Below are 17,125 nucleotides of genomic sequence, written 5' to 3' on the forward strand. Positions count from 1 at the left end.
ATGCCCCGCAGCACCTGGTTCAGAGCGTTATTTTTGTTTGTCGCCCTTTGGGCACCTTTAAGTCAGGCAGATACAGGTTGGCAGCCTTTGGCAGAAACCATCCGTAAAAGCGATAAAGACACCCGCCAGTATCAGGCCGTGCGCCTGGATAATGGCATGGTGGTATTGCTGGTATCCGATCCGCAAGCCGTAAAGTCGCTTTCTGCATTAGTGGTCCCAGTGGGATCGCTGGAAGACCCGGAAGCACATCAGGGGCTGGCGCATTACCTTGAGCACATGAGTCTGATGGGCTCGAAAAAATATCCGCAGGCAGACAGTCTCTCTGAATTCCTCAAGATGCACGGCGGCAGCCACAATGCCAGCACCGCGCCTTATCGCACTGCTTTCTATCTGGAAGTCGAGAACGATGCGCTGGTGGGGGCGGTGGATCGTCTGGCCGATGCCATCGCAGCGCCCTTGCTGGATAAAAAATATGCCGAACGCGAACGCAATGCCGTTAACGCTGAACTGACACTGGCGCGCACGCGAGATGGTATGCGTATGGCGCAAGTGAGTGCGGAAACCATTAACCCGGCGCACCCCGGTTCACGTTTTTCTGGCGGGAATCTGCAAACATTAAGCGACAAACCCGGTCAGCCGGTGCTGCAGGCTTTGCAGGAATTTCATGAGAAATACTATTCAGCCAACCTGATGAAGGCGGTGATTTATAGCAATAAACCGTTGCCAGAGCTGGCGCGTATTGCTGCCGATACCTACGGTCGGGTACCGAATAAAAATACCGTAAAACCGGAAATCACGGTTCCGGTGGTCACTGACGCGCAAAAAGGGGTCATCATCCATTATGTGCCTGCGCTGCCGCGTAAAGTGCTGCGCGTCGAGTTTCGTATCGACAACAACAGCGCTCAGTTCCGTAGCAAAACCGACGAACTGGTGACCTATCTGATTGGCAATCGTAGCCCGGGCACCCTCTCTGACTGGTTGCAAAAGCAAGGACTGGTGGAAGGTATTCGTGCGGATTCCGATCCTGTCGTCAACGGTAACAGCGGTGTGCTGGCCATTTCAGCCACGCTTACCGACAAAGGTCTGGCGAATCGTGATGAAGTTGTCGCGGCCATCTTTAGCTATCTCAATCTGTTACGCGAAAAAGGCGTGGATAAACGCTACTTTGATGAGCTGGCGCACGTCCTGGATCTCGACTTCCGTTATCCGTCCATCACACGTGATATGGATTACGTGGAATGGCTGGCAGACACCATGATTCGCGTGCCCGTCGACCATACTCTGGATGCGGTTAACATCGCCGATCAGTATGATGCTGATGCGGTAAAAGCCCGTCTGGCGATGATGACGCCGCAGAATGCCCGCGTCTGGTATATCAGCCCGAATGAGCCACATAACAAAACCGCTTACTTTGTTGATGCCCCTTATCAGGTCAACAAAATCGACGACAAAACCTTTGCCCAGTGGCAGCAAAAAGCGCAGGCGATTTCGCTCTCCTTGCCGGAGCTTAACCCCTACATTCCTGATGACTTCTCGTTGATTAAGAAAGAGAAGGAATATGCACACCCGGAACTGATCATCGATAAACCGGATTTACGCCTGGTGTATGCACCGAGCCGTTACTTTGCCAGTGAGCCAAAAGCCGATGTGAGCGTGGTGCTGCGTAATCCAAAAGCCATGAACAGCGCCAGAAATCAGGTGATGTTTGCGCTGAATGATTATCTGGCAGGCATTGCGCTTGATCAGTTAAGTAATCAGGCCGCCGTGGGCGGGATAGGGTTTTCGACTAATGCCAATAATGGGTTGATGCTGAACGCCAATGGCTACACTCAGCGTTTGCCGCAGCTTTTCCAGGCGTTGCTGGAAGGCTACTTCAGCTACTCTGCAACGCAAGAGCAGCTGGAACAGGCGAAGTCCTGGTATGCGCAGATGATGGATTCTGCCGAGAAAGGTAAAGCCTACGATCAGGCCATTATGCCCGTGCAGATGATTTCTCAGGTGCCTTACTTCTCGCGTGATGAACGCCGTAAGTTGTTGCCATCAATCACCCTGGAAGAGGTTATGGCGTACCGCGATGCGTTAAAAGTGGGGGCCCGACCGGAGTTTCTGGTTATCGGCAACATGAGCGAAACGCAGGCCAAAACCATGGCGCAGGATATCCAGAAACAGCTGGGTGCGAAGGGTTCAGAATGGTGTCGCAACAAAGATGTGCTGGTCGATAAAAAACAGTCGGTCATTTTTGAAAAAGCGGGCAGCAGTACGGACTCTGCGCTGGCGGCGGTGTTTGTACCTTCGGGATACGATGAACACACCAGTACTGCGTACAGCGCCATGTTGGGGCAAATCGTTCAGCCATGGTTCTACAACCAACTGCGTACCGAAGAACAGTTGGGCTACGCGGTGTTTGCTTTTCCGATGAACGTGGGTCGCCAGTGGGGGATGGGTTTCCTGCTGCAAAGCAGCGACAAACAGCCAGCTTATCTCTGGGAGCGCTATAAAGCCTTTTTCCCGACGGCGGAAGCGAAGCTGCGGGCAATGAAACCGGCCGAGTTTGCACAAATTCAGCAGGCGGTCATTGCGCAAATGTTAGAAGCGCCGCAAACGCTGGGCGCGGAAGCCTCGCAGTTAAGCAAAGATTTCGATCGGGGTAATATGCACTTCGATTCGCGTGATAAAATCGTGGCTCAGATTAAACTGCTGACGCCGCAAAAACTTGCCGACTTCTTCCATCAGGCGGTGGTAGAGCCGCAAGGCATGGCGATACTGTCACAGGTTTCCGGAAGCCAGAACGGGAAAGCAGAATATGCGACCCTGGAAGGCGGGAAAGTGTGGCAGACCGTCAGCGCGTTGCAGCAAACCTTGCCCCTGATGAGTGAAAAGAATGAATGATGCTGAGTCTCTTGATCCTCTACGCTTGCCCCTCACGGGCGAGCGCCTGATTGAAGCGTCCGCAGGCACTGGCAAAACCTTTACTATCGCAGCGCTCTATCTGCGTCTGCTACTTGGACTGGGCGGCTCTGCCGCCTTTCCCCGTCCGTTAACCGTAGAAGAGTTATTGGTGGTGACCTTTACCGAGGCCGCCACCGAAGAGCTACGCGGTCGAATCCGCAGTAATATCCACGAATTGCGCATTGCCTGTCTGCGGGAATCGACCGATAACCCGCTCTATGCCCGCCTGTTAGACGAAATTAACGATAAAAAGCAGGCCGCACAGTGGTTATTGTTGGCCGAACGGCAGATGGATGAAGCTGCGGTCTTCACCATTCACGGTTTTTGCCAGCGCATGCTGAGTCTGAATGCCTTTGAGTCGGGGATGTTATTCGAGCAACAGCTCATCGAAGACGAATCCCTCCTGCGTTATCAGGCCTGTGCGGACTTTTGGCGTCGTCACTGTTACCCACTCCCGCGTGAAATTGCCCAGGTTGTCTTTGAAACATGGAAAGGCCCGCAGGCGCTGCTGAAAGATATTGACCGCTACCTGCAGGGTGAAGCTCCGGTAATTAAAGCCCCTCCGCCAGACGAAGAGACGCTGGCATCGCGCCATGCGCAGATTCTGGCGCGAATCACCCGGATCAAACAGCAATGGTGTGAAGCGGTTGAGGAACTTGACGCGCTGATCGAATCGTCAGGCATCGATCGCAGAAAATTCAACCGTGGCAACCAGGCAAAATGGATCGAGAAGGTAACCGCATGGGCGCAGGCAGAAACGCAGACTTATCAGTTGCCTGAAGCGTTGGAGAAATTCTCGCAGCGCTTTTTAGAAGAGCGAACCAAAGCGGGCGGTGTTACGCCCGAGCACGCACTGTTTGTGGCAATTGACGAACTCCTTGCAGAGCCGCTGACGATTCGCGATTTGGTTATCACCCGGGCACTGGCGGAGATTCGGGAAACGGTCGCACGGGAAAAGCAGCGTCGGGGAGAGTTAGGCTTCGATGACATGCTCAGCCGCCTTGATGCGGCGCTGCGAAGTGAAAGCGGCGAGGCGCTGGCGTCGGCCATTCGCGGTCGTTTTCCGGTAGCGATGATCGATGAATTTCAGGATACCGATCCGCAACAATACCGTATTTTTCGCCGCATCTGGCAGCATCAGCCGGAGACGGCGCTGTTGCTGATTGGCGATCCAAAACAGGCGATTTACGCATTCCGTGGCGCGGATATCTTCACCTACATGAAGGCGCGCAGCGAGGTGACGGCGCACTATACGCTCGACACGAACTGGCGTTCTGCGCCGGGCATGGTCAACAGCGTCAATACGCTGTTTGATCAGATGGATGATGCCTTCATGTTTCGTGAGATCCCGTTCACGCCGGTGAAGTCCGCTGATAAAAATCAGGCGCTGCAATTTGTATTGAACGGCGAGACGCAACCCGCCATGCGCATGTGGTTAATGGACGGTGAGAGTTGTGGCATTGGCGACTACCAAAGCACCATGGCGCACGTTTGCGCCGCACAAATCCGTGACTGGCTGAAGGCGGGACACTCGGGTCAGGCTCTGCTGAACAGCGGCAAAACCTCGCGACCCGTTCGCGCTTCGGATATCAGCGTACTGGTGCGCAGTCGTCAGGAAGCCGCCCAGATTCGTGATGCGCTGACGCAACTGGATATCCCGTCTGTGTATCTCTCTAACCGCGACAGCGTTTTTGACACCCTTGAAGCGCAAGAGCTGCTGTGGGTTTTACAGGCGGTGATGACGCCTGAGCGCGAAAACACGCTGCGCAGCGCGCTTGCCGCCTCGATGATGGGGTTAAATGCGCAGGACATCGACAGACTTAATAATGACGAGAACGCCTGGGACGCGGTTGTGGAGGAGTTTGACGGCTACCGTCAGATCTGGCGCAAACGCGGTGTGATGCCCATGCTGCGCGCGCTGATGTCGCAGAGAAACATTGCGGAAAACCTGCTGGCGACAGCAGGAGGTGAGCGCCGTCTCACCGATATTCTGCACATCAGCGAACTTTTGCAGGAAGCGGGATCGCAACTGGAGAGCGAGCATGCGCTGGTTCGCTGGCTTTCGCAGCATATTCTGGAACCCGACAGCAATGCCTCCAGCCAGCAAATGCGTCTGGAAAGCGATAAGCATCTGGTGCAAATCGTCACCATTCATAAATCGAAAGGGCTGGAGTACCCGCTGGTCTGGTTGCCCTTTATTAGCCATTTCCGTATTCAGGATCAGGCGTTTTATCATGATCGCCGCTCATTTGAAGCGGTATTGGATCTCAGCGAGGCCGATGAGAGCATTGAACTGGCGGAAGCCGAACGGCTGGCGGAAGATCTCCGCTTGCTCTATGTTGCGCTGACCCGTTCAGTATGGCATTGCAGTCTCGGCGTTGCGCCGCTGGTGCGTCGCCGTAGTGATAAAAAAGGGGAGACGGATGTGCACCAGAGCGCACTGGGCCGTCTGCTGCAAAAAGGTGAACCGAAAGATGCCGCCGGGCTTCGCGCGTGCATTGAATCGTTGTGTGGTGAAGATATCGCCCTGCAAATAACGGGCGCGCCGGACACCGAACGCTGGCAGGTGGCGCAAGCCGCCCGCGCCGAACTGAGCGCGAAAGTGTTACAACGCCCCCTGAGCGATAGCTGGCGGGTAACCAGTTATTCCGGCCTACAGCAGCGAGGCCACAGTGTTGCTCAGGACTTAATCCCTCGCCTTGATGTTGATGCCGCTGGTGTCGCTGAGGTGACGGTTGAGCCGGGGTTAACCCCACATCAGTTTCCGCGCGGCGCATCGCCGGGCACCTTCCTGCACAGCTTGTTTGAAGACCTTGATTTTACTCAGTCTGTTGATGCCGCCTGGGTACAAGAGAAACTGGCGTTGGGAGGTTTCGACGCACACTGGGAACCGGTTTTGACAGCGTGGCTGGAGGCCGTCTTACAGGCGCCGCTTAACGATACGGGCGTGAGTCTGCGTCATCTCTCCGAGCGCGACAAACAGGTAGAGATGGAGTTTTATCTGCCGATAGCCCAGCCGCTGAATGCCAGCCAACTGGATGCGCTCATTCGTCAGTACGATCCGCTCTCTGCCGGGTGCCCGCCGTTGGACTTCATGCAGGTGCGCGGCATGTTGAAAGGATTTATTGATCTGGTGTTTCGCCATGAAGGGCGTTATTACCTGCTCGATTACAAATCTAACTGGCTTGGCGAGGACAGTGCCGCCTACACCCAACAGGCGATGGCTTCGGCGATGCAGGCGCACCGTTACGACCTGCAATACCAGTTGTATACGCTGGCCCTGCATCGGTATTTGCGCCATCGCATCGCGGACTACGACTACGAGCGCCATTTCGGCGGCGTTATCTATCTCTTCCTGCGCGGCGTGGATAGCGAACAACCACAGCAAGGCATTTACGCGACCCGTCCGGACAGCGAATTAATTGCACAGATGGACGAGATGTTTGCAGGCGCGGTACGGGAGGAGGCGTAATGACAATCCAGAAACGCTTACTGGATGCAGTAGAACAAAAGCAGTTAAGACCGCTGGATGCGCAGTTTGCGCTGGCTGTTGCCGGCAATGACGATCCGGCGGTGACGCTGGCGGCGGCGTTGCTCAGTCGTGATGCGGGGGAAGGCCACGTCTGTCTGCCGCTTTCGCGGCTGTCCATCACGGAAGACACTCATCCGCTGTTGCTGACATGGCTCAACGAAGCGCCAGAGCGCATCGACTGGACGCAACGCCTGTTAACGTCTGCCGCGGTTAGCCGTGGCGAACAGCCAACGCCGCTCATTTTGCACGACGATCGCCTCTATCTGAACCGAATGTGGCGTAATGAACGTACGGTAGCGCGCTTTTTTAGCGAGGTGAATCAGGCGATTGAGCTGGATGAGCAGCAGCTAACCCAGACGCTTGATGCGCTTTTCCCTCCCACCGATGAAATCAACTGGCAAAAAGTGGCGGCTGCCGTGGCGTTGACCCGCCGTATCTCGGTGATTTCTGGCGGCCCGGGGACGGGCAAAACGACGACCGTGGCAAAGCTGCTGGCGGCGTTGATTCAGATGGCCGACGGCGAACGCTGTCGTATCCGGCTGGCGGCGCCCACGGGCAAAGCGGCGGCGCGACTGACAGAATCGCTGGGGAAAGCATTACGTCAATTACCGCTTACCGATGAGCAAAAAAAACGGATCCCGGATGACGCCAGTACCCTGCATCGACTGTTAGGCGCGCAGCCTGGCAGTCAGCGTCTGCGTCACCATGCGGGCAACCCGCTGCATCTGGATGTGCTGGTGGTTGATGAAGCGTCAATGATTGACCTTCCGATGATGTCGCGCCTGATCGATGCGTTACCGACGCACGGGCGGGTTATTTTTCTGGGCGATCGTGACCAGCTTGCATCCGTTGAGGCGGGCGCTGTGTTGGGGGATATCTGTGCCTGTGTGAAGGACGGCTTTACGCCTGCACGTGCGCAACAGCTCAGTCGGCTTACCGGATGCCAGGTTTCGGCTGGAGCAGAAACAGAAGCCGCCGCTTCCCTGCGTGACAGCCTTTGTTTGCTGCAAAAAAGCTACCGTTTTGGCAGTGATTCCGGCATTGGCCAACTGGCTGCTGCCATTAATCGCGGCGATAAATCTGCGGTTAAGGCGGTCTTCCAGCAAGGATTTAGCGACATTGAAAAACGGACGCTGATGAGCAGTGAAGACTACGCAGCGATGCTGGATGAGGCAATGGCTGGGTACGGGCGGTATCTTGATCTGGTTCGGGCGGGGGCGGAACCCGATGCCATCATTCAGGCGTTCAATGATTACCAGCTGCTGTGCGCGCTGCGCGAAGGGCCATTTGGCGTAAAAGGACTGAATGACCGTATCGAACACGTGATGCGGGAAAAACGTAAAATTGCCACTCCTTCGCACTCGCGCTGGTATGAAGGGCGGCCGGTTATGATTGCGCGAAACGACAGCGCGTTGGGATTATTTAACGGCGATATCGGCATTGCGCTCGATCGCGGCCAGGGGCTGCGAGTCTGGTTTACGATGCCGGACGGTGCCATTAAGTCTGTGCAGCCGAGCCGTCTACCGGAACATGAAACGACCTGGGCGATGACGGTGCATAAATCTCAGGGTTCGGAGTTTGATCACGCGGCGCTTATTCTGCCCACGCAGCGTACACCGGTTGTGACGCGCGAGCTGGTGTATACCGCGGTTACGCGAGCGCGCCGTCGCCTGTCGCTGTATACCGATGAACGGGTGTTGAGTGGCGCGATAGCGACCCGTACCGAGCGCCGTAGCGGGCTGTCGGCCTTGTTTAACAAGGATAATACGCAGCAGGATTTGTAGGCCGGATAAGCGTTAGCGCCATCCGGCGATGTACCTGATGGCGAAGTGAAACTGTTTTATCAGACCGATACTGTAGGCCGGATAAGCGTTAGCGCCATCCGGCGATGTACCTGATGGCGAAGTGAAACTGTTTTATCAGACCGATACTGTAGGCCGGATAAGCGTTAGCGCCATCCGGCAATGTGCCCGATGGCGCGCGAAACGGTTTTATCAGACCGGCAACGTATTAAGCCGCTACCCCAAATCCGCCATCAACACTTTTGAACGGCGCTGATAGTTGTACATCTCTTTTTTGCTCTCGGGGAGCAGGTCGATATCCACCGGCGTAAAGCCACGCTCCTGAAACCAGTGAATGCTCCGCGTGGTCAGCACAAACAGCTTGCTAAGCCCGATTTGTCTGGCCTGCGCGGCAATCCGCTCCAGCAGGACTTCTCCCCGCGATGAACTGCGATAATCCGGATGTACCGCCACGCAGGCCATTTCGCCGATCTTCTCTTCCGGGAAAGGATACAGCGCCGCGCAGGCGATGGTCAGGTTATCACGCTGAATAATGGTGAATTTGTCGATCTCCATCTCCAGCTGTTCACGGGAACGGCGCACCAGAATCCCTTGCTGTTCCAGCGGGCTGATAAGCTCGAGAATTCCGCCAATATCATTAATGGTGGCGCGGCGGATTTGTTCGGCGCTTTCCATCACGATCTGCGTGCCGATACCGTCACGCGAGAACAATTCCTGTAACAGCGCGCCATCTTCCTGATAGCTGATCAAATGGCAGCGACGTACGCCGCTGCGACAGGCTTTCACCGCACCGCGCAGGAAACGCACGGTGCCGGAGTTGTAATCCTCTTTCTCTTCCTGTGCTTCTACGCGGGCCTGTGCTTCATTCGGGAACAGTTCAGAAACAATGTCGCCATCGTCGTTGGTAACCCCTTGTGAGGAGCAGAAGCCAATCATTTTCTCCGCCTTCAGTTTGATGGCGAGCTGGGTGGCGATCTCTTCTGAGGTCAGGTTAAAACTTTCACCGGTGACAGAGACGGCGACCGGTCCCATCAGGACAATCGCGCCGTTGTCGAGCTGGCGGTGAATCGCCTCTTCATCAATACGACGAATACGCCCGCTGTGGCAGTAATCGACGCCATCATCAACGCCCAACGGCTGTGCGATGATAAAGTTGCCGCTGACCACGTTGATGTGCGCGCCCTGTAGAGGCGTGTTATTGAGGCTCATCGACAGACGGGCGGTGATATCCAGCTGTAATGTGCCAGCCGCCTGCTTGACCAGCTCCAGGGTTTTGGCGTCCGTCACACGCGTATTTTTGTGGTACACCGGCTCATGATGGTGTGCGGCCAGGTTCGCGTCGATTTGCGGACGTGCGCCATACACGACCACCAGGCGAATGCCGAGGCTGTGCAGAAGCCCGATGTCATTGACGATACTGGAGAAATTCTCATGCTCGATGGCTTCGCCGCCCAGCATAATGACAAACGTTTTCCCCCGATGGGTATTGATATAGGGAACAGAATGGCGGAATCCCTGTACCAGTTCGGTTCTACGTTCCTTCACCACGGCACACCCTCTTTGCATGATTATTCGTATTAAGTGTATTTTTATTCTGTTTTTTCTCCGGGCGCAAGTGCAAATTTGCCAGCAGTCGAAGGTATTTATCAGTAATACCGTGAATACAAAAAGAAAGTTTACCGTTTTATAGATGACAGATTATGCGTCATTCGCTAAAGTTTCCGGTCAATTCAGACGTTTTGTAAATCAGCACCGTTAGATTTGTTTTGCTCGGGAGAAGCATGTCGGGATCCAATCCAGCAATCAGCCGCCGTCGTTTACTGCAAGGGGCGGGCGCCATGTGGCTATTGAGCGTAAGCCAGGTCGGTCTGGCTGCGGTCAGTCAGGTCGTTGCGGTTCGTATTTGGCCAGCATCCAGTTACACCCGTGTGACGGTGGAATCGAACCGCGAGTTGAAATACAAACAATTTGCCCTGAGTAATCCTGAGCGCGTCGTGGTGGATATTGAAGGTGTGAATTTGAACTCCGTGCTCAAAGGCATCGGAACCCAGATCCGCCCGGATGATCCCTACATCAAATCGGCACGAGTGGGGCAGTTTGATCCGCAGACCGTGCGCATGGTGTTTGAACTGAAGCAGAACGTGAAGCCGCAGCTGTTTGCCCTCGCGCCGGTGGCGGGTTTTAAAGAACGTCTGGTGATGGATCTCTATCCTGCCAATGCGCAGGACATGCAGGATCCGCTGCTGGCGTTGCTTGAGGATTACAACAAAGGCGATCTGGAGAAACAGGTACCACCCGCGCAGAGCGGCCCACAGCCGGGTAAAGCGGGGCGTGATCGTCCGATTGTGATCATGCTCGATCCGGGGCACGGCGGCGAAGACTCCGGCGCTGTGGGCAAATACAAGACGCGTGAAAAAGATGTGGTGTTGCAGATCGCCCGTCGCCTGCGGGCGCTGATCGAGCAAGAAGGCAACATGAAGGTCTATATGACGCGAAACGAAGATATCTTCATTCCGCTGAAAGTGCGCGTCGCGAAAGCTCAAAAACAGCGTGCCGACCTTTTCGTCTCAATTCACGCGGATGCATTTACCAGTCGACAGCCCAGCGGGTCGTCGGTGTTTGCCCTTTCCACTAAAGGCGCAACCAGTACGGCTGCAAAATACCTGGCGCAAACCCAGAACGCCTCGGATTTGATCGGGGGGGTCAGTAAAAGCGGCGACCGCTACGTCGATCACACGATGTTCGACATGGTGCAATCGCTGACCATTGCCGACAGCCTGAAGTTCGGGAAAGCGGTGCTGAAGAAACTTGGCCAGGTCAACAACCTGCACAAGAATCAGGTAGAGCAGGCCGGGTTTGCCGTGTTGAAAGCGCCAGATATCCCTTCGATTCTGGTTGAAACTGCCTTTATCAGTAACGTTGAAGAAGAGCGGAAGCTCAAAACAGCGACGTTCCAGCAGGAAGTGGCAGAGTCTATATTGGCAGGGATCAAAGCCTACTTCGCCGATGGGGCGACGCTGGCGAGAAGGGGATAATAAAAAAGCTGTCTGCGATGAAGACGGTTTTGGCCTGGTCATCCAGAGTATATATTGTATTTTTTTTATTTATTTTTGAAATGAATTCATGAAATAAATTATAAATGATTTTTTGTGATTTGGATCGTGGTTTTGATAAGTTAATTCAAAAACAGGATCGGTATCTCTTTTATTAAAAGAAATCCTGTGTAGTGTATGTACATTAGTTATTCATCTTGTAACTGTTAAATCAGGCAAGGCAATGTTTGAAGTAATTATTACTTCTTACTTGTCTTGCCTTTTTTTTGGAGCTATGAAATGATCATCGAAAAAGTCATGAACAATAATTGTGTGCTGGCATCGATGAACGGTCAGGAGGTAATCATTTCCGGTCCCGGAGTTGGTTACAATAAAAAATATGGAATGTCAGTTCCTCAGCATCCATCGAACAGAACTTTTTATGTCAGAAGTGATGAAAAAAATAAATTATATAAACTAATTGAACGCGTTGATATTGATTATATTTTCGTGTCTGAACAAATCGTTCGTTATGCAGAGATGAATCTAGATAAAAAATTAAACCCGTCGCTTCTATTAATTCTTGCAGACCATATTTCTAATGCAATTTCACGTATTACATCAGGGGTACAGATAAGTAATGTGTTTCTTGATGAGATTAAATCATTATACAAATCAGAATATGCTATCAGCAGAGACGCGCTAACTATCATCAATGAGCAGTTTAATATACAATTGCCAGATGATGAAATTGGTTTTATAGCGTTGCATATATTAAATAATTATGAAAATACATCAGATTATGAATCTGTCAGGATTATAGAGTTATCACAAAAAATTACAGATATCATTGAAAAAGTTTATGAAAGAAAGGTAGACAAAAACGCATATAACTATTCTCGGTTCATGATACATCTTAAATATTTTGCTTGTCGCGTATTATGCAATGAAAACATTAAGGAAAAAGACATTGGAGATATTTATGAACACATTCTTGAAAAAGATTTAACTCTACAACGCTCCATACATAAAGTAGAAAACTATTTAAATTCAGTATTTAGTTATGAACTGGCAATGGAAGAAAAACTGTATCTCTCAATTCGCATTAAAGTATTAATGGACTGACTCTATTCCACATTATCATGAGATAATTAACATGACACAGAAAAAAGCCTGGAGTTTTTTTCAGAGTCTGGGTAAAGCATTTATGTATCCCATCGCTCTGTTAAGTGTGTGCGGTATGATGTTAGGACTGGGAAGCGGTTTAGCCAGTGAGGAGATGGCTAAATTAATTCCAGTACTAGGGTTTCCTTCAATTAAATCATTTTTAGACTTTGTCGTCAGTCTTGGTTTATTTGCATTTGTTAATTTACCCGTTTTATTTGCGATAGCAATCCCGCTGGGACTATTAAAAGAAAAAGAGGATAAAGCTTATGGGGCATTCTCTGGTTTGATTGGTTTTATGGCAATGCATTTGGGAACGAATTTCTATCTTAAGAACCATAATTTATTGGTCACAGCGGATCAGATGTCAACTCATGGGCAGACTATTATTTTGGGTATTCAGTCATACAACACAAGCGTATTGGGTGGAATAGTTGCAGGTCTTATAGTGTTCACCATGTACAAACGGATTGTAAATTTACGTATCCCGGAATCGCTTGGATTCTATAGTGGTCCACGTCTTGTCCCTATCGTCACGTTGATTATTATGAGTGTATTTGGCCTTGTCATACCTTTTGTGTGGCCTCCATTCTTTAGTCTTTTCATGCTGATTGGTCATTGGATATCGACCTCTGGTCCAGTGGGATATTTTTTCTATGCCGTTGCAGAACGCGTGACAATCCCTTTTGGGCTGAATCACTTGGTTACATCTGTATTTAGGTTTACGCCAATTGGCGGATCTGAGGTAATTGGTGGCGAGGAATATTATGGCACGCTCAACATGTTTATGGCTTATATCAAAGAGAATGCCGTTATTCCATTAGATCTTGCGGGTAAGATGGAACAGGGTAAATTGATGATCCAGTACGGTCTTGCTGGTGCTGCTCTTGCTATGTATCAGACGGCTCAGGTGCAAAACCGTAAAGCTATTAAAGCTCTTCTTATTTCCGGTGTGCTTACAGTGATTATCGGTGGTGTTAGTGAACCAATTGAATTTCTGTTTTTGTTCGTAAGTCCGATTTTATTTGCATTTCACGCCTTTATGAACGGTTTTGCCAATATGTTCTTACCGTATCTTGGTGTAAAAATGGGATTTACTGGTGATCTTATTCAATTCATGAGTTTTGGCGTATTGCGTGGTACAAGAACAGGTTGGCCTATTGCCGTCTGTATCGAAATTGCTTACTTCTTTATTTATTTCTTTGTGTTTAAATGGGCCATCATTAAATATAATCTGATGACTGTTGGTCGCGAAGACAATGTTCAAGAAACGACAGTTACAGATGGATTAACGAGCATAACTAAACCTGTAATGAGCATAAATGCAGATCTGAAAACAGCTGAGTTAATGGTTAAGGCGCTTGGTGGTAAAGAGAACATCAAATCACTAGATAATTGTGTTACCCGTTTGAGATTAACAATTGGGGACATGGACTTAATAGACGAAGCAGTCATTAAAAAACTTGGTGGGATCGCTATCGTCAAACTCGATGCAAATACACTGCAGGTTATCATAGGTACAAAGGTTATTTCCTTGCGTAAGGAAATGGATAAATACATGGAGTTATGCTGATGGATATTTTTAACAATCCTATTTCACGAGCAGGAACTTTTTGTACCCAGTGGGATTTCTGTGAAGACAGGTTTGGTGTGAAAGACATTATTCCCTTTTCCATATCGGATATGGATTTAACGATTCCGGAAGAGATTACCAGAGCATTACGCAAACGACTGGAACATCCTGTATTTGGATATAGCCGCTGGCAGCACAGTGAATATCTTAACGCAATATGCCACTGGTATGGGCGTAATTATAATGCTGAAATTGATGCGAACTGGATTACATATAGCCCAAGTGTAATGTATTCCATTGCAAAATCTATTGAGATACTGACCTGTCAGGAGGATGGTGTTCTTATTTTTACTCCTGCATATAATGCTTTTTTTGATGTTATAAAAAACTCTGGTAGACGATTGTTAACATCTATTCTGATTAAAGATGAAGAAGGTAATTATGGAATTGACTGGAATGATTTTAATTCGAAAGTCAAAAACGCTAAGGTTGTTTTATTATGTAATCCGCATAATCCGATAGGAAGGGTGTGGTCGGAGAATGAGCTGAAACGAATTTCAGAAAGTTGTGATAAATACAAATGCTGGCTTTTCTCTGATGAAATTCATAGTGATTTCACGTTTAGTCAGGAGTTTACATCTGCAGTGAGATTACGCTATGTTAAAACCATCACTTTTAACTCTATATCCAAAACGTTTAATGTTCCGGCTTTGACCGGTTCATATGTTATTGCTCCTGATGGCGATTTTAATAATAAGCTAAGAACGATTACTCGCTACCGTGATTTCGTGAACTCGCCTTCAGTGCTGAACGTCATTGCAACCATTGTTGCCTATAATGAATGCGATACATGGTTAAGAGATTTAAAATTACACCTTAAATCGAATATTGACTTTACTGTTGCTTATATCAAAAAAAATATACCTTCGCTATTTTTTAGAGACCCCGAAGGGTGTTATTTTGCTTGGGTAGATTGCTCGCATATTAGTTGCCAATTTGAGGTGTTTTACTCAAAATTAATACATGAAGGTAAAGTCGGTATTATGGCCGGTAGCGTATACGGCCCAGGTGGAGAGAATTTTCTGCGACTGAATCTGGCGTGTAGCAGAGAAAAATTATACCAAGGGTTGTGTCGCATTGCCTACGTTATTGATAAAATTAATCAGGAAAGTAATCATGAGTAATTCCGATATTGTTTCTCTTGTTAAAAATTTTATGCGTAATGAACAAAAAGCAGTTGAAGATATTATTAATTCTCCACTTTCTGAAGCGGCAAGTTTGATAAAAATACTTCAATCCTGTAATGGAAAAGTCGTTTTTATTGGAGTGGGAAAATCAGGGATTATCGCCAAAAAATTGGCCGCCACATTTTCGAGTACGGGAACTCCGTCATTTTTTATTCACGGTACAGAAGCTCTGCATGGTGACCTTGGCATGGTTACCAAAGACGATGTTGTTATTCTGATATCTAACAGTGGTGAAACTACGGAAATTTTAGCAACCCTACCAAGCCTGAAAAAAATGAAAAATTTTCTGGTCTCATTCACCAGAAGTCATAACTCATCACTTGCTACACGTTGTGATTTATCTATTGAAATTCCTATTAAATATGAGGCGGATAATTTGGGATTGGCACCATCCTGTTCATCTACAGCAGTTCTTGTCGTAGGTGATGCAGTTGCACTCGCGTTATCAGAAATTAAGCAGTTTACTCGAGCCGATTTTGGCTTATTTCATCCTGGAGGTGCTCTCGGCATTAAAGCGAATTCATAGCCTAGTTTATTAATATTTAGTGTAACCGGTCAACGCCATCATCTGTATGGTGGCGTGCCTTGTAGGGAATATCAGGATGAAAAATGTATTAGTTACTGTTTCTAGCTTTTCAGGGCGTTGTGTTTCAGCGTGCAAGTTATTGAGAGACAGCCAATTTAATCTTATATTTAAAAATAATGTTGATCATCTTATGAAATCAGAGTCAGCGGAGGTAAGGGAATCAATTTGTGCAGTCATTGCGGGTACAGACTGTTATGATTCCAGCACATTCTCTCTTATGCCTGGTTTAAAAATCATATCAAGATTCGGTACGGGTATTGACAATATTGATGTGGTTGCTGCGAAGGACTATGGAATAGTGGTGAATAATGCTCCGGGTATTAATTCTAACGCTGTTGCTGAATTTATCATGGGACTTATTTTTTCAGGGTTGCGGAATATCCCAGCTAGTTATCTGGACTTGCAAAACGGTTACTGGGGGGATTCTCTGGGAAGTGAATTAAACGGAAAAAGGATTGGATTATTAGGATTTGGGAATATCGCAAAAACTCTTGTTAAAAGACTGTCCGGTTTTGACACTGAAATCCTGGCATATGATAAAAAACTCGATTTTAGCGATGCTGAGAAATTCGGTATTAGGTTTGTTTCCGTAGAAGACATCTTCATGCAATCGAACATCATTGTTGTTCTTCTCCCTTACTCGCCCTCATTAGAAAATTTTATCAGTCATAAATATCTATCAATGATGCGAAACGGTGCTCTGATGATTAATGCTGCCCGGGGAAAACTGGTTGATGAAAGTGCTTTATTACAGGTTATTGAAGAAAGGAATGTTTATGCTGCACTGGATGTATTCAACCAAGAACCGTTACCGCAATTCAGTCCTTTGCTGCACTCGCAAAATATTATCACGACGCCACATATAGCTGCGGCGACAGTGGAATCATATCATGAGACAGGAATCCATACTGCCCAGTCGATTATTGATTTCTTTGGCGGTAAGATGGTAAAAAATTGATTGTGAACGATGAACAGTGTGGTTTTGGGGATATGCAGATAAAAAAATACCGCAGGTCATTAACGACTATGCGGTTTCTTTATGTTGGTTGCGGGGGCCGGATTTGAACCGACGACCTTCGGGTTATGAGCCCGACGAGCTACCAGGCTGCTCCACCCCGCGTCCGTCTTTTACTCTTCCATCGAGTAACTTCTTCTTCACAATGTGTTGGTTGCGGGGGCCGGATTTGAACCGACGACCTTCGGGTTATGAGCCCGACGAGCTACCAGGCTGCTCCACCCC

The 17,125-nt window shown here is 49.4% G+C and carries 10 protein-coding genes, 1 tRNA gene and 1 pseudogene; 10 read left to right on the forward strand and 2 right to left on the reverse strand.

Annotation, left to right across the window (positions count from 1 at the left end; genetic code table 11):
- The 3 genes from ptrA to recD are packed head-to-tail and all read left to right on the forward strand — an operon-like array spanning position 1 to position 8,265.
- Positions 1-2,889 carry a pitrilysin gene (gene ptrA, locus AC07UY_RS02245; RefSeq protein ID WP_494700676.1) on the forward strand — a complete coding sequence of 963 codons (2,889 nt, stop codon included), beginning with the start codon at positions 1-3 and terminating at the stop codon, positions 2,887-2,889.
- A complete protein-coding gene (gene recB / locus AC07UY_RS02250) occupies positions 2,882-6,421 on the forward strand; it encodes an exodeoxyribonuclease V subunit beta (protein ID WP_494661313.1) in 3,540 nt (1,179 codons plus the stop codon). The genes ptrA and recB overlap by 8 nt, the downstream gene beginning before the upstream one ends.
- Positions 6,421-8,265: an exodeoxyribonuclease V subunit alpha gene (gene recD / locus AC07UY_RS02255; protein WP_494700677.1), complete on the forward strand. Its 1,845-nt coding sequence runs from the start codon at positions 6,421-6,423 to the stop codon at positions 8,263-8,265. The genes recB and recD overlap by 1 nt, the downstream gene beginning before the upstream one ends.
- 234 nt (positions 8,266-8,499) lie before the next feature.
- On the opposite strand, the gene argA is transcribed toward recD, so the two are convergent.
- On the reverse strand, positions 8,500-9,831 hold the full coding sequence (gene argA, locus AC07UY_RS02260; RefSeq protein ID WP_203360147.1) for an amino-acid N-acetyltransferase: 1,332 nt from the start codon (positions 9,829-9,831) through the stop codon (positions 8,500-8,502).
- Positions 9,832-10,064: 233 nt separating this feature from the next.
- On the opposite strand from argA, the gene amiC reads away from it, so the two are divergent.
- The 7 genes and pseudogenes from amiC to AC07UY_RS02295 all read left to right on the forward strand — a co-directional run bounded on the left by amiC (position 10,065) and on the right by AC07UY_RS02295 (position 16,843).
- Positions 10,065-11,318 carry an N-acetylmuramoyl-L-alanine amidase AmiC gene (gene amiC / locus AC07UY_RS02265; RefSeq protein WP_276294062.1) on the forward strand — a complete coding sequence of 418 codons (1,254 nt, stop codon included), beginning with the start codon at positions 10,065-10,067 and terminating at the stop codon, positions 11,316-11,318.
- 297 nt (positions 11,319-11,615) lie between these two features.
- Positions 11,616-12,440: a PRD domain-containing protein gene (locus AC07UY_RS02270; protein WP_494700678.1), complete on the forward strand. Its 825-nt coding sequence runs from the start codon at positions 11,616-11,618 to the stop codon at positions 12,438-12,440.
- Between the two features lie 31 nt (positions 12,441-12,471).
- Positions 12,472-13,738, forward strand: a pseudogene (locus AC07UY_RS02275) (PTS transporter subunit EIIC); the annotation flags it as partial.
- On the forward strand, positions 13,717-14,052 hold the full coding sequence (locus tag AC07UY_RS02280) for a PTS sugar transporter subunit IIB (RefSeq protein ID WP_494700687.1): 336 nt from the start codon (positions 13,717-13,719) through the stop codon (positions 14,050-14,052). The pseudogene AC07UY_RS02275 and the gene AC07UY_RS02280, both read left to right, overlap by 22 nt.
- Positions 14,052-15,236 (forward strand): MalY/PatB family protein, encoded by a 1,185-nt coding sequence (locus tag AC07UY_RS02285; protein ID WP_494700679.1) that lies wholly within the window; start codon positions 14,052-14,054, stop codon positions 15,234-15,236. The genes AC07UY_RS02280 and AC07UY_RS02285 overlap by 1 nt, the downstream gene beginning before the upstream one ends.
- Positions 15,229-15,825 (forward strand): KpsF/GutQ family sugar-phosphate isomerase, encoded by a 597-nt coding sequence (locus AC07UY_RS02290; RefSeq protein WP_494700680.1) that lies wholly within the window; start codon positions 15,229-15,231, stop codon positions 15,823-15,825. The genes AC07UY_RS02285 and AC07UY_RS02290 overlap by 8 nt, the downstream gene beginning before the upstream one ends.
- A 76-nt stretch (positions 15,826-15,901) precedes the next feature.
- A complete protein-coding gene (locus AC07UY_RS02295; RefSeq protein WP_494700681.1) occupies positions 15,902-16,843 on the forward strand; it encodes a phosphoglycerate dehydrogenase in 942 nt (313 codons plus the stop codon).
- Between the two features lie 85 nt (positions 16,844-16,928).
- Here AC07UY_RS02295 and AC07UY_RS02300 read toward each other — a convergent pair.
- A tRNA-Met gene (locus AC07UY_RS02300) sits at positions 16,929-17,005 on the reverse strand.
- Between the last annotated feature and the right edge of the window lie 120 nt (positions 17,006-17,125).

Source organism: Citrobacter sp. GW821-FHT02E08, assembly GCF_059421685.1.

Bases quoted from the DNA above. Each gene is read 5' to 3' on its own strand.
- recB (WP_494661313.1), top strand. From the start codon at position 2,882: ATGAATGATGCTGAGTCTCTTGATCCTCTACGCTTGCCCCTCACGGGC.
- recD (WP_494700677.1), top strand. From the start codon at position 6,421: ATGACAATCCAGAAACGCTTACTGGATGCAGTAGAACAAAAGCAGTTA.
- AC07UY_RS02295 (WP_494700681.1), top strand. From the start codon at position 15,902: ATGAAAAATGTATTAGTTACTGTTTCTAGCTTTTCAGGGCGTTGTGTT.
- amiC (WP_276294062.1), top strand. From the start codon at position 10,065: ATGTCGGGATCCAATCCAGCAATCAGCCGCCGTCGTTTACTGCAAGGG.
- AC07UY_RS02270 (WP_494700678.1), top strand. From the start codon at position 11,616: ATGATCATCGAAAAAGTCATGAACAATAATTGTGTGCTGGCATCGATG.
- AC07UY_RS02285 (WP_494700679.1), top strand. From the start codon at position 14,052: ATGGATATTTTTAACAATCCTATTTCACGAGCAGGAACTTTTTGTACC.
- ptrA (WP_494700676.1), top strand. From the start codon at position 1: ATGCCCCGCAGCACCTGGTTCAGAGCGTTATTTTTGTTTGTCGCCCTT.
- AC07UY_RS02280 (WP_494700687.1), top strand. From the start codon at position 13,717: ATGACTGTTGGTCGCGAAGACAATGTTCAAGAAACGACAGTTACAGAT.
- AC07UY_RS02290 (WP_494700680.1), top strand. From the start codon at position 15,229: ATGAGTAATTCCGATATTGTTTCTCTTGTTAAAAATTTTATGCGTAAT.